Source organism: Mycobacterium sp. IS-3022 (assembly GCF_001500065.1).
Lineage (GTDB): Bacteria > Actinomycetota > Actinomycetes > Mycobacteriales > Mycobacteriaceae > Mycobacterium.
Genome location: NZ_LQIN01000050.1, coordinates 83,684 through 96,957, shown reverse-complemented (window position 1 = coordinate 96,957; position 13,274 = coordinate 83,684). Strand labels below are relative to the sequence as shown.

Annotated in this window: 12 protein-coding genes; 1 reads left to right on the top strand and 11 read right to left on the bottom strand. The window is 67.7% G+C overall.

The genetic code is table 11. The features are described from left to right. Positions 1–44 precede the first annotated feature (44 nt). On the bottom strand, positions 45–1,697 hold the full coding sequence (locus AU188_RS23165) for an acetolactate synthase (protein ID WP_059165817.1): 1,653 nt from the start codon (positions 1,695–1,697) through the stop codon (positions 45–47). A 111-nt stretch (positions 1,698–1,808) separates the two neighbouring features. Between AU188_RS23165 and AU188_RS23160 the strand changes: the two genes are divergently transcribed. Further along, complete coding sequence (locus AU188_RS23160; RefSeq protein ID WP_502687636.1) at positions 1,809–3,725, top strand: ABC transporter ATP-binding protein/permease; 1,917 nt, start codon at positions 1,809–1,811, stop codon at positions 3,723–3,725. Here the strand turns inward: AU188_RS23160 and AU188_RS23155 are convergent. The 10 genes from AU188_RS23155 to AU188_RS23110 all read right to left on the bottom strand — a co-directional run bounded on the left by AU188_RS23155 (position 3,722) and on the right by AU188_RS23110 (position 13,262). Beyond that, positions 3,722–5,197, bottom strand: a complete 1,476-nt coding sequence (locus AU188_RS23155; protein ID WP_082686767.1) for an FAD-binding protein — start codon at positions 5,195–5,197, stop codon at positions 3,722–3,724. The two genes, AU188_RS23160 and AU188_RS23155, sit on opposite strands and share 4 nt — an antisense overlap. Positions 5,198–5,205: 8 nt before the next feature. Continuing rightward, positions 5,206–5,688 carry a VOC family protein gene (locus tag AU188_RS23150; RefSeq protein WP_059165814.1) on the bottom strand — a complete coding sequence of 161 codons (483 nt, stop codon included), beginning with the start codon at positions 5,686–5,688 and terminating at the stop codon, positions 5,206–5,208. A 49-nt stretch (positions 5,689–5,737) separates the two neighbouring features. Then, a complete protein-coding gene (locus AU188_RS23145) occupies positions 5,738–6,376 on the bottom strand; it encodes an SRPBCC family protein (protein ID WP_059165813.1) in 639 nt (212 codons plus the stop codon). Further along, on the bottom strand, positions 6,373–6,711 hold the full coding sequence (locus AU188_RS23140; protein ID WP_059098567.1) for an ArsR/SmtB family transcription factor: 339 nt from the start codon (positions 6,709–6,711) through the stop codon (positions 6,373–6,375). The genes AU188_RS23145 and AU188_RS23140 overlap by 4 nt, the downstream gene beginning before the upstream one ends. Positions 6,712–6,763: 52 nt before the next feature. Then, positions 6,764–7,456, bottom strand: a complete 693-nt coding sequence (locus AU188_RS23135; protein ID WP_059165812.1) for an Rv1815 family serine proteinase — start codon at positions 7,454–7,456, stop codon at positions 6,764–6,766. 183 nt (positions 7,457–7,639) lie between these two features. Further along, on the bottom strand, positions 7,640–9,055 hold the full coding sequence (locus AU188_RS23130) for an NAD(P)/FAD-dependent oxidoreductase (RefSeq protein ID WP_059165811.1): 1,416 nt from the start codon (positions 9,053–9,055) through the stop codon (positions 7,640–7,642). 10 nt (positions 9,056–9,065) lie between these two features. Beyond that, on the bottom strand, positions 9,066–10,235 hold the full coding sequence (locus AU188_RS23125) for a cation:proton antiporter (RefSeq protein WP_059165810.1): 1,170 nt from the start codon (positions 10,233–10,235) through the stop codon (positions 9,066–9,068). A gap of 4 nt (positions 10,236–10,239) precedes the next feature. Then, positions 10,240–10,722 carry a cation:proton antiporter regulatory subunit gene (locus AU188_RS23120; RefSeq protein WP_059165809.1) on the bottom strand — a complete coding sequence of 161 codons (483 nt, stop codon included), beginning with the start codon at positions 10,720–10,722 and terminating at the stop codon, positions 10,240–10,242. A gap of 28 nt (positions 10,723–10,750) precedes the next feature. Beyond that, positions 10,751–11,635: a sterol desaturase family protein gene (locus AU188_RS23115; protein WP_059165933.1), complete on the bottom strand. Its 885-nt coding sequence runs from the start codon at positions 11,633–11,635 to the stop codon at positions 10,751–10,753. Positions 11,636–11,705: 70 nt separating this feature from the next. Beyond that, the gene (locus tag AU188_RS23110) at positions 11,706–13,262 is read right to left on the bottom strand and encodes a carboxylesterase/lipase family protein (protein WP_059165808.1); all 1,557 of its coding nucleotides are present in this window, start codon (positions 13,260–13,262) and stop codon (positions 11,706–11,708) included. Between the last annotated feature and the right edge of the window lie 12 nt (positions 13,263–13,274).

Below are 13,274 nucleotides of genomic sequence, written 5' to 3'. Positions count from 1 at the left end.
CTCGAACGCGTCGAATGATTTTCGTCGCACGCTCGCGCAGATGGCTACGCCAGGTTCGACCGGCGCGGGTACGCCACCGTCGGATCGGTCAGCGCGTTGACCACGGCGGGCAGGCTCGACGAAAACGCCCGCTCCAAAGCGGGTCGCAGCTCGGCGGGCGTCGTCACCAGCTCGCCGTGCCCGCCGAGAGCCGTGACCACCTCGTCGTACCGGGTACCCGGCCGCAGATCGGCCACCACCGAGTAGCCGTACAACATCTCCATCGGGTGTTTCTCCAGCGCCCAGATTCCGTTGTTGCCGATCACCGACACCACCTGAACCCCATGTCGTACCAACGTGTCCCACTCCATGCCGGAGAACCCGAACGCGCCGTCGCCCTGCAACAGCACGACCTGCCGGTCCGGCCGGGCCAGCTTGGCGGCCAGAGCGTATCCGGGTCCCGAGCCCAGACAGCCGAACGGGCCGCTGTCGAGCCAAGCGCCCGGCACGTGGCTGTCGATGAGGCGGCCCGCGTACGAACCGAAGTCGCCCGCGTCGATCACGACAATCGCGTCGCGGTCGAGCATCGTGTTGAGCTCGGCGTACACCCGCATGGGGTGCAACGGCGTGCGGTCGTCACGAAGTTCGTCAGCCTCGGCGGTGCGCGCCGCGGTCTCCACCGCACGAAGCTCCGCGATCCAGGCTTCGTGGTCGGGCGTGGCGGCCGCCGACAGCGCAGACAAGGTCGCGGTGAGGTCACCGAACAAGCCGGCGGCGACCGGTCGCGCCGGTGCCCGCTCGGGGGCGACCCGGTCGACGGAGATCAGCGCGGTGTCGGCTCCGAACACGCCTCCGAAGCCGAGGCGGAAGTCCATCGGTACGCCGATCACCAGCGCGACGTCGGCCTCCTTCAACGCCTTCGACCGTGCCCGCGAGAACGCGAGCTGGTGGTCGGCTGGCACGACGCCGCGAGCCATCCCGTTCATCAGCACCGGGATGCGCAGCGACTCGGCAAGCTTCAACAGCGCGGTCTCGGCGTGGCCCCACCAGACGTTCGTACCGGCCATGATGACCGGCCGCCGCGCCCCGGCCAGCAGTCCTACCGCGACGTCCACCCCATCCCCGTCGGCGTGCGCCTCGGCTGACGGCCGGCTCAGCGCTCCGGGCCCACCAGTGTCGGCGGTCTCACTGAACACGTGGTCCATCGGGAAGTCGACGAACGACACCCCCGATGGCGCCCCGCCGGCTCCGACAGCTGCCCGAAGCGCATCGTCGATCAATCGCCCGACGGCGTCCGGCGACTCCGCGGTGGCCGCGAACCGGGTCAACGGCGCGACGAACGGGACGTGGTCGATCTCCTGCAGGCTGCCCTGCCCCCACCGCAACGCCGGCGCGCGGCCGCCGAGGATGACCAGCGGCGACTGGTTCTGCTGCGCGGCGGCCATCGCGCTCATGCCGTTCGTGACTCCGGGACCGGCGGTCAACGCCGCCACGCCCGGCACCCGCGTCACCTTCGACCAGCCCTCGGCGGCGAACGCGGCGGTCTGCTCATGGCGGGTGTCGATCAACCTGATGTTCTGCGCCCGGCAGCCGTCGTAGATGGAGAACAGGTGGCCACCCGAGAGTGTGAAGACCGTGTCGATGCCGCTGGCCCGCAACCGCCGGGCGATCACGTGTCCCGCGTTCACCGCGTCAGGACCCGGAGCGTCGGTGCTCATGCTGGCAGCATAGAGAGCCGCAGCGCTCGCGGGTCGACGCGCGACCGGCAGTGAGGCCGGCGCAGCGCCGCCGACAGGTTGTCGAGGTACCTTGCCCGAATGGAAGAGGGAATGTTCGCCCCCACGCTGGACTGGGGCAACGAGCTTCTGGCGTCGCTGACATGGATCGGCCAGGCCTGGGCGGTCGCGGCGGTGTGCACCCTTGCGATCCTTGTGCTGATCGCCCGGTTCACGGAGTGGGGCAGACAGTTCTGGCGCATCACCGGCGACTACTTCAAGGGCCCGGAGAGCGTCAAGGTGTGGCTCTGGCTGGCGGTGATCCTGCTGTCGGTGATCGTCGGTGTTCGTCTCTCCGTGCTGTTCACGTATCAGGGCAGCGACATGATGACCAGCTTCCAGGTGGTGGCAGCGGGCATCGGCAACGGCGACGACACGATCAAGGACTCCGGCAGGGACGGGTTCTGGCTGTCGATGCTCGTCTTCTCGATCCTGGCCGTCCTGCACGTTGCACGGATCATGTTGGACCTGTTCATCACGCAACGGTTCATGCTGGCCTGGCGTGTTTGGTTGACGGACCAGATGACCGGTGACTGGCTCGACGGCAAGGCGTACTACCGGGGGCGGTTCATCGACCAGACGATCGACAACCCCGATCAGCGCATCCAGCAGGACATCGACATCCTCACCGCCGGCGTCGGCGGACTCCCCAACACCCCGAACAACACCTCGACCTCCACGCTGCTGTTCGGTGCGGTCAACGCCGTCGTCTCGATGATCTCGTTCACCGCGATCCTGTGGAACCTGTCGGGAACGCTCACCCTTCCGTTGATCGGGACCGAAGTGCCGAAGGCGATGTTCTGGATCCTGTTGGGATATGTGCTCTTTGCGTCGATCATCGCGTTCTGGGTCGGTAGGCCGATCATCTGGTTGTCGTTCAACAACGAGAAATTCAACGCCGCGTTCCGCTACGCGCTGGTGCGGCTGCGCGACGCGTCCGAAGCGGTCGCGTTCTATCGCGGTGAAATCGCCGAGCGCACCGGTCTTCGCCGACTCTTCGCCCCCGTGGTGTCCAACTACAAGCGCTACATCAACCGGATGATGGGCTTCTACGGCTGGAACCTGTCGATGGATCAGATCATCGTGGTGCCGCCGTATCTGCTGCAGTTCCCGCGGTTCTTCAACGGTGAGATCACGCTCGGCGCGATGAGTCAGACCGCGTCGGCGTTCGGCAATATCGAGCAGGGTCTGTCCTTCTTCCGCAACGCCTATGACCAGTTCGCGGGCTACCGCGCCGCGATCATCCGGCTTCACGGTCTGGTGACCGCCAACGAGCAGGGTCGGGAGCTCCCGGAGATCACGACCACCCCGAGTGCCGACGACACCGTGCGACTCGACGACATCGAGGTCCGCACCCCGGACGGCAGGCAGCTCATCAACCCGCTCGACCTGCGGCTGGAGGTCGGCGAGACGCTGGTCGTCACCGGTCCGTCCGGTGTCGGCAAGACCACGCTGCTGCGCAGCCTCGCGGAGTTGTGGCCGTTCACCTCCGGCACGCTGACTCGGCCGTGCGGGCCGAACGAGACGATGTTCCTGTCGCAACTGCCCTACGTGCCACTCGGGGACCTACGCGCCGTGGTGAGCTATCCGAACGAGGGAGGCGCGATCGAGGACCGAGAGTTGGAGCGCACGCTCGAAGCGGTGGCACTGCCGCACCTCGTCGGCCGGCTGGACGAGGTTCAGGACTGGGCCAAGGTGCTCTCCCCCGGCGAGCAGCAGCGCATCGCGTTCGCGCGCATCCTGCTGACCAAGCCCAAGGCGGTGTTCCTCGACGAGTCGACGTCCGCGCTCGATGAGGGGGTGGAGTTCCTGCTCTACCAGTTGGTGCGGACACGACTTCCCGACACGATCCTGGTCAGCGTCAGCCACCGCAAGACCGTCGAACAGCATCACAGCCATGAGCTGGAACTGCTCGGCGACGGCGAGTGGCGATTCAGTCGCATCGAGGGCGACGAACCGGTACCGGTCTAACGCTTGGCGGCGTGTGCGCCCGCGCGCCTGCCGAAGAACGAGCCCTCGCCGAGTTGCGTTCCGCTGGCGTAGCCCTTGCCGTCCTGGGCGATGTTCGACGCGCACGCGCCCGCGGCGTAGAGCCCGGGAACGGCCGAGCCGTCCTCGCGCAGCACCTCGCCGTCGATCGACACCGCCAGACCGCCCATGGTGAACCCCGAGTACATCGCCCGGCCCAGCGACAGGTCGAACACCGCGTACGGTCCGTTGTCTTGCGCGGCAACGTATTCCGGCTGTTTGTGAAAGTCCGGGTCCTCACCGCGGGCGGCGTGCTCGTTGTAGCGGTTCAGCGTCGCCACCAACTTGCCATTCGGGATGCCAAGTGCGGCTTCGACTTCCTCGATGGTCTCCCACCCGTCGAGGAACTTGATCAGCGGCATCTCCGGCATCTCCATGTGCGCCTCGTCGACGATGAGGTACGCCGTCTGCTCCGGTTGCTCCAGGACAAACGCCGATGTGCGCGAATGGTAGGAGTCTTCGGCGACGAACCGCTCACCGTTCTTGTTGACGATGATGCCCGTCAGCAGAATTTCGGGCGGGTAGGCGGCGGCGGTGATGAACAACTGGTCCAGGTTCTTGGCGACGCCGCCGGCCGAGACCCCCAACCGGATGCCCAGGCCGTCGTCGTTCGGATTGCCGAGGATGTAGGGCTCAACCTCGCCGTGGTGCTTGGTCTTTCGCTTCTGGCCCAGTGCCGGCGTGTACTGTGCCACCATCTCCGGGTTCATCGCGAACCCACCCGCGGCAATGACGACGGCCTTGGCCCGCACGACGCCCGTCTCGCTGAAGTGCTTCCACTGCACGCCCACGACGCCGCCGTCCTCGACCACCAGATTGGTCGCGCCGGTCTCGTAGCGGACCTGCACGCCGAGATCGGCGGCGCGCTTGACCAACAGGTCGATCACCATCGCCGCGCCGCCCAGTTCCCCCGGCACGGGAACCGAGTGGCCGCGCGGCGCGGGGTTGGCCTGCTCACAGAACGGCCACACCTTCTCGTTGCCCGTGTACGACAGCCCCTCGGTGCCCGGCGGAACCACCACCTTGCCGGGGTAGTAGCTGCGCTCGAACTCGAAGCCGAGGGCCTCCAACCACTCGAAGTGCTCGACGCTGCCGTCGCAGTACGCGCGGATCTTGTCGTGCTCGGGCTCGCGTGACATCGCGACGAGGTACTTGTACATCTCCTCCGGGCTGTCGTCGTGCCCGGTCGCCCGCTGCACGGCGGTTCCGCCGCCGAGATAGAAATGTCCGCCGGCCATCGACGTCGTGCCGCCCGCGTCCGCTGCCTTCTCCAGGACCAGCACCCGCGCCCCCTCGGCCGCGGCACTGACGGCCGCGCACCCGCCGGCGATGCCGAAGCCGATCACCACGACGTCGGCCTCGTCGGACCATGCCGTCACATCGGCCGCGGCGATGGTGTCGGGGGCGTCGGGAATCTGGGTGTTCACTTCTGCTCCTGTTTGATGTATTCGAAGAATGCCTTGATTTCGGCTGGGATGTAAGCGATCTCGACATACGGCACGCCGGCCGCCGGCGCCGCGACATACGCGAACCGCATCCCGCCGGGCATCACGCCCTGGGCGACGACCTCCTCGGCACCGGCAACCGCGCCGTCGAACTCCTCGACGGAAGATTTCTCGACGCAGATGTGGTGCAGCCCCGGTCCAGCGGTGTCGAGGAACTCGGTGTAGACGCTGCGCCCGGAGACCGGCGCGATGAGCTCGAGTTGCGTGTCACCGGCGTAGCTCAGCGAGATGCTCGCGACGAAGTCCGCCGGTTCACCGCGAAAGGTGCAGGCATCCGGTGCGAAGTGGACGTCGGGTATGCGGACCCACTTCTTGGCACCCAACAACGTGGTGAGCGCATGTTCGGTGGCATCGAGGTCCCGCGTCACCCACGCAATCTGGACAGGTGTCTGGGCAAGCATCGGGTCGAGGATATCCGCGCCCGGCCCCGAAGGCTAGAACGTGTTCTAGTTACTCCTCGCCGTAGTAAGCCTTCAGGCACCGATCGGCCGAGCCGCGTGCGATGCCGGGGTCTTCCCCGGCAGCGACGTTCGCGGCGAACCACTGTTCGCCGGACAGTTTGAGAAAGCGGCGCCCGTCTTCGGTGGTCGTCCACTCCTGCCCGTCGGCAGGATCGACGGATTCGCCGGTGTCCAGGTGCAGTGCCAGGCCCAGCAGCATGGAATCCCAGCCCATGCCGACGGCCCCGGGCCCGAACTGACGCCAGGTGTCGTCATCCACCTGCGCGATGTGCTCGACCACCAGGCGGGCCCGGTCGACGCCCTCGCCGACGACGCTGACGTCGATCCAGCTGACGCTGCCCATGCTTTCCCAGGTGGCGGTGAAGTTCTGCGGCGGATCGCAGGTCAGGATCGTGCCGTTGGCGTGGCCCTGCAACTGGTAAGAGCCGCCGAGTTTGAGCTCACCGGAGATCGGCAGGAACCACCGCTCGATACGTTCGGCGGTGGTGACCGCGTCCCACAGGTCCTCCTGGTCGGTGTCGTAGGCCTGGCTGATGGTCACGACGCGCGCCTCCCCCGACTCGATCGTGCGGGTCCCGACGGTGCGCCTGACCGCGTTGATTTGATGGTCGACGTCGATGTCCTTCATGGAGCCTTCCTTCGTCGTTGTCGTTTTCCGCGGGCGATCTCGGTGCCGAGCGCATTCAGCGGTGGCGTCCAGAAGCGGCGGAACGCATCGAGCCACTGGTCGACGTCCTGCAGCGCCGTGCCGTTGACCGCGTAGAGCCGGCGTTGCCCGTCCGGTCGTACGGACGTGAAGCCGTTGTCGCGCAACACTTTCAAGTGCTGCGAGACGGCCGGTTGCGTGATCGCGAACTCCTCGGAGATGGTGGCGCCGATCGCGCCGGCCGACATCTCGCCGTCGGCGAGCAGTTCGAGGATGCGGCGGCGCACAGGGTCCCCGAGGACGTCGAACGCGTGCACCACTTCAAAATAAAGACGTGGCTTATATAAGTCAAGCTTTAATAGCTTGGCCTCACGGCGCCGCGTCGCCGAGGCTCGCCGATGCGGCGGAGATGACGTCTTGGCTGGCCTGCTGCCTGGCCGTGTGCCACGACACCGCGGCGGGATACTTGCCCCACGTGCTGTTGAACATGCCGATGAGCGCCGCCCGGTTGTCAGGGGTGATGACATACACCGGCCCGCCGGAGTCGCCCTTCTGGCTGACCACGCCGTTGGCCATCGTGAACCAGCCGTTGTTGACCGCCTCGACGTTGCCGCAACTCTCACCGGTGACCACGCCGAAATGGCACACCGGTTGCCCCGGCGCAGGCACCACAGCGGGGTCCGACACCAGCACCCTGCCGCCGGGCAGCACGTTGTTGACCGCGACGTCGGGGGCCAGCGCGATCGCCTCCCAATCGGCGATCTGATGATTGGTGTCCACGGTGGCGCCGTTGGGCGTGTTGTCGCGGAACACGGTCTGCATGCCGATGAGGTTGCCGTCCCGGTCCCGGACCGGCCCGCTGCCTCGGCAGTGGCCCGCGGTGAACGCGATCCGCGCCTGCGGGTCGACATAGCCCAGCGTGCAGACGTTGGTGTCCTGGCGGATTTCCATGCCCGGGTAGACCAACACACCGGGGGTCGCCTGCGCGGACGCGGAACCGAGGGCGAGCGCCGCGATCGGGGCGGCCGCGGCCGCCAGTACGCGTTTCCATGGTCGGCGCACTGTCGCCTCCGCTCCTCGGGCCGATAAAGCCTCGGGCACCCGCGCGTTGCGGGCTCCATATACCCGGGCGAGCATGCGGAAAACCGCACCCGATACGGAGCAACCACTCGACGATGGTCCCGTCACTTGCCCATCGGCGAAGATCACCGTCGTGTTACGCCCCGGCCGCATTTTCGCCACGGGCTAGGAATCAAACCCTACGCCGAGCGCGTCAAGCGTCCGCAGGAAAACGTTGCGGTGCCCGGCTGAATGGTCGGCACGGTCCAGCGACCAGCGGGTCGCCTGGACGGCGATGCTCGCCAGCGGCTCCGGCGGAAACGGCATCGGCCGCTCGCGCACCATCTGCAGTTCCGTGCGCGCAGTGGGCCGGCCGTCGAGCAGATCGAGACACACATCGGCGGCGAATCGCGAGGCGCCCACCCCCAGCCCGGTGAACCCGTTGACGTAGGCGACGCGACCGTCCCGGGCCAGTCCCCAGTGCGCGCAGAACCGGCTGTTGGTGTCGATCGCACCGGCCCAGCGGTGGCTGAAACGGACGTCGCCAAGCTGCGGAAAGGTGAGGAAGAAGTGTGCGGCCAATCGCCGGTACGTCGCCGGCCGGTCCTCGTAGCCGGGGTCGACCCTGCGTCCGAAGTGGTAGACGGCGTCATAACCGCCCCACACGATGCGGTTGTCCATCGTGAGGCGGTAGTAGTGGAACTGGTTGGCGCAGTCGCTGATCCCCTGTCGGTTTCGCCAGCCGATGCGGTCCAGCTGGGCGTCGGTGAGCGGATCGGTGGCCAGCACGTAGTCGTACACCGGGATCGTGTGCAACCGGTTGCGCTTGAGCAGGCTCGGATAGACGTTCGTGGCCAGCACCGCCCGCCGGGCGGTGATCACCGCCGGCCCGCTGTGCACCCGAAGACCGACGCCACCGGAATCCAGCCGCGAGGCGTTGGTGTGCTCGTAGATTCGCACGCCGGCGTCCTGGCACGCCGCGGCGAGTCCGAACACCAGCTTGGCGGGGTGCACCAACGCACAGGTATCGGCGCTGAACAGCCCCGCGAGGTAGGTCGGCGAGTGCACCTGGTCTTGCACTTGCGCCCTGTCGAGGAACTGCCCTTGCCCGTCGGCCGCGGCCTGTCGTAGCCAATCGACCTGGTGAGGTTCCGTGGCTACCGTCAGCATGCCCGTGCGTTGCCATTCGGCGTCGAGACCCAGCTGCCGCAGCTCGGCCTGCATGCCGTCGAGATTGTCCCGCCCCATCGCTTCGAGCGTGTGAATCTCGTTGGGCCAGTGGGCTTTTCCATTCGCGATGCCGTGGGTGAGGCTGGCCTCCACGAAGCCTCCGTTGCGGCCGGACGCCGCCCATCCGATCCGATTGGCCTCGATCAGCACGATCCGCTGGTTCGGGTTGCGCCGCGCGGCGTGCAGCGCTGTCCACAGCCCGGTATATCCGCCGCCGACGACGACCAAGTCGCAGGTGACAGGCCGGGTCAGCGCCGGGTATTGCGGCCGCGTCGGACCGCCGGCGGTCAGCCAGACTGAACATGACGCACTCGACGCCAGCGAACGTTCTACCCGACCAGCATCGACCGCGGCGTCGAAGACGGTGTCCACCTCGCGGACACTACGACGCTGTCCGACGCGGCGCCTGTCCTTTCCGGCGCCGGCCGCGCCCGCTGAACCGGGTCAGCACGGGCCCGACGAGTGCAAGCACGAAGACGTAGGGCGTCGCGACGGCGCTCACTTGCGGGATCGACGCACCGACCAGCCCGATGATGACCAGCGAGAACTCGCCGCGCGCGATGAGCGCCGTGCCTGCGCGAAGCCGACCCGGCCTGGCCACTCCGTCACGGCGGGCGGCGAACTGCCCGGTCAGCACCTTCGTCAACGCGGTCACCACGGCGATCGCCAAGGCCGCTGGAAGCATCGGCATCAGGTCGGCCGGGTCGACCGAGTACCCGATGGCAAGGAAGAATATCGCCGCGAACAGGTCACGCAGCGGGCTCAACACCACACGGGCTCGCTCCGCGGACTCTCCGGTCAGCGCCAGGCCGACGACGAAAGCACCGACGGCGGCCGAGGCGTGTACGAACTCGGCCAGCGCGGCGACGATCAGCGTGAACCCCATGATCCGCAGCAGCAGTTGCTCGTTGTCGGGGTGCGTCACCAACCGGCCGACGTGATGTCCCCAGTGATAGGACACGATGAACGCCACCATCAACGCCGTGACGGCGACCGATATGCCGATGCCGGCCTGCCACCACGTTCCGCCGGCGGCGAGCACCGTCAGCAGCGGCAGGTAGGCCGCCATCGCGAAGTCCTCGAGCACGAGGACCGACAGCACCGCGGGGGTTTCCCGGTTACCGAGCCGACGTAGATCCGACAGCAGTCGCGCGATGAGTCCAGACGAGGAGATGTAGGTGACGCCGGCCAGCGCCAGGATTCCGACGACATCGAGGCCCAGCAGCCACCCAGCGATGGCGCCCGGGGTGGCGTTGAGGACGAGGTCCACCCAGGCCGACGGTAGATGTCTGCGCAGACTGGTGGCGAACTCGGTGATGGAGAACTCCAGACCCAACGTGAGCAGAAGCAACACGAGGCCGATTGACGCGCCGACGCGGACGAACTCGCCCGCGGCGGGGATAGGCGTGAACCCGCCTTCTCCGACCGCCAGGCCGGCAAGAAGGTACAGCGGGATCGGCGACAGCCCGATTCTGCGCGCCGCGCCGCCGAGCACCGTGAGCGCGATGAGGATGACGCCGAGCTCGAACAGCAGCGACGCCGACACCACCACCGGGTCAGCCTTTGGTCACGATGTTCTCGACACCCCGCACGCCGTCTTCGGTGCCGATGACCACCAGCACGTCCCCGACGCGCAGGAGTTCCGTCGGCGCCGGGGACGCGAGCACCGAATCGTCGCGCACGATCGCGACGATCGACGCGCCCGTGCGGGTCCGGGCGCGGGTCTCACCGAGCGGGCGGTCGACGAAGGGGCTGCCGGGTTCGAGTACCACCTGTCCGGCGTTGAGCCCCGGTATCTCGCGGGTCAGGTCGGCAAATCGTTCGGCGATGCGCGGTGCGCCAAGAATCTGCGCCAGCGCATCGGCTTCCTCCCGGTTGAGCCGGAATACGTGTTGCGCCTGATCGGGGTCGTCCACGTGGTACACGACGACGTCGAAGTCGCCGCTGCGCCGCGCGACCACCCCGACGCGTTCACCGTCCCGGGTGTCGAACTCGTAGCGTAGGCCGACGCCCGGCAGCAGAACCTCGTTGACCTCCATGGCTCCATACTGCTGGCCGGATGCCGGCTTATGCGTTAACCGCGGCGGATTCCCCCGTCACGGCGTGCCGCTTGGCGGGCGTCCACCCCGGCGGGCCGAAGATGTACCCCAGCTTGTCGCGCCAGTGGGGCGCACGCCGCACGTCGCGGGCTATCGCCACGTACTCGTGGGTTTGCAGCGTCCAGATGTTGTAGGTGTCGACCTGCTTGGTCAGTCCGTAGTGGGGGCGGACGGTTTCGGCGGCGAAACTGCCGAAGAGCCGGTCCCACACGATGAAGATGCCGCCGTAGTTCTTGTCGAGGTATTGGCGGTCCATGCCATGGTGCACGCGGTGGTGTGATGGCGTATTGAAGACGAATTCTATTGGCGCCCAGAGCTTGCCGATCCGCTCGGTGTGAATCCAGAACTGGTAGATCAGGTTGATCGAGAAGCTGGCGAAGACGATCCACGGCGGCACGCCCAACAGTGGCAGCAGCGCACGCAGGAACACGTCCCCGCTGATGTTCCACTTCTGCCGCAGCGCGGTGGCGAAGTTGAAGTACTGGCTGGAGTGGTGCGCCTGGTGCGTCGCCCAGATCAGCCGGACCCGGTGCGCCATCCGGTGATAGACGTAGTAGAGCAGATCCACGCCGACGATCGCGATCACCCACGTGTACCAGGCGTCGGCGGGCAACTGCCACGGTGCGACGTAGACGAACAACGCCGCGTAGCCCAGCAGCGCGATGAAGTTCAGCACCCCGCTGGTGCCGATCGAGACCACGCCCATCCAGATGCTGGCCCACGCGTCGGAGCGCTGATAGGCCCCGGCCGGTGCGCGCTCGGACTCCTCGTACGCAAGCCTCCGGGCGGCGGTCCACTCGATGACCAGCAGCAGCAAGAAGAACGGCACCGCGAACGTCACGGGGTCGTGCATCAGCGGTGGCAGCACGTGCGAGAAGGCAGCACTCGCGTCCACGTCGAAACCTCCGGAAAAAGCATACGGCTCAGCGGAAGCTGAGCACCTGATCGCCCCACGCGGTGCGCACGTCGTGGTCGAGATCGTCGACCACGCGGTCCTGGGCGTCGATGACCAGGGTCGCGCGGCCGGGATCGCGGTAGGGCGGCCACACCGGATCGCCCGACCCGCCGGCCGGCGTGCCGTCGACGGCGAAGTTCAGCCAGCGCCGCCGCATCCGCGCCGACACCGCCCGACCCGCCTTGAGCCCGCCGAGCTTGAAGGTGGGATCCTTCGGGCCGGCGACCAGATTGCCCCACACATAAGGCAGTTCGGTGGCGTGCGCGGCGCCGAGGCGCAGTAACCGCAGCATCGGGGTGGCGAAGTCGAACCGGTACAGGTACACCGGTGCCACCTCGCGATGGCCCTCGGCGAACCACACCGACGGCATCCGGAACCCGATGTCGCGGGCCACACCCATGCCGATGGCCTTGCCGCGGCCGCGGTAGGCGGCGCGGATACGTTGCTCCTCGGGCAGTTGCAGATCCGGCTGCTCGGCGGCGATCTCGGCGAACATCGCGCGAATCGCCTTGGGCGTGATCGGCATCAGCGGCGACCTCATCCAGCGGAACAACGCGGCTTCGTGCTTGTTGGTTCCGATGATCAACGGGACCGGATGCGTGCGGCCGTCGCGGGCCAGCTGCACCGGATGCGCCGGCACCACATCGCCGTCGATGATCGGCGCGAACGCCAGCGTGCCCGGGGTGCGCACCGGAATGTCGTCGAACACTCGCTTGGATGCCGCCAGCAGCGCCGCGGTGGGCACCGACGGCAACCGGTCGGCTTGGTCGGGTCGCACGCCGAGTTCGTCGAGGAACAGCTTCGCGACGCGCCGCGAACGCTCGCGATCGTAGATGGACGTCGCGGGTGAGCTCTGTGCGATCGCCGCTCCGAACAGCCCCGCGGCGGCCGGGCTGGCCAGCAGCGTGGTGATGATGCCGGCGCCGGCGGACTCGCCGAAGACGGTCACCCGATCCGGGTCTCCCCCGAACCCCGCGATGTTCTCGCGGACCCACCGCAACGCGAACAGCACGTCGCGCAGGCCGAGGTTGGTGGCGAACCCGTCACCGAACTCCGACAGGTCCAGGAATCCCAGCGCCCCCACCCGGTAATTCACGGTGACGATCACCGCCTCGCCGCCGGCTGCGAGTGCACGGCCGTGGTAAAGGGGCTGCGCCGACGAACCGAGGACGTAGGCGCCGCCGTGCACCCACACCATCACGGGCTTACCCGCTCCCGGCTCGGTGTCGGAGGCGGCCCACACGTTGAGGGTCAGGCAGTCGTCGCCCTGCGGGGCCCCGAGATCGAGCGGGATCCGCGGATCGGTCGGCTGCGGGCACACCGGGCCGACCCTGGTGGCGTCCACCGGCTCGGACCAGCGCGTGGGCGGTTGCGGCGGTCGCCAGCGAAGCTCACCCGCAGGCGGCGCCGCGTACCGAATTCCCTTCCACACCTTCACGGTTCCGTCGTCGATGCCGCGGACCGGACCGCTCGCGGTGTCGACGACCGGACCGTCGCCGGCGGTGCGACTGGCATCGGCCGTCATCAGGGCTCCTTG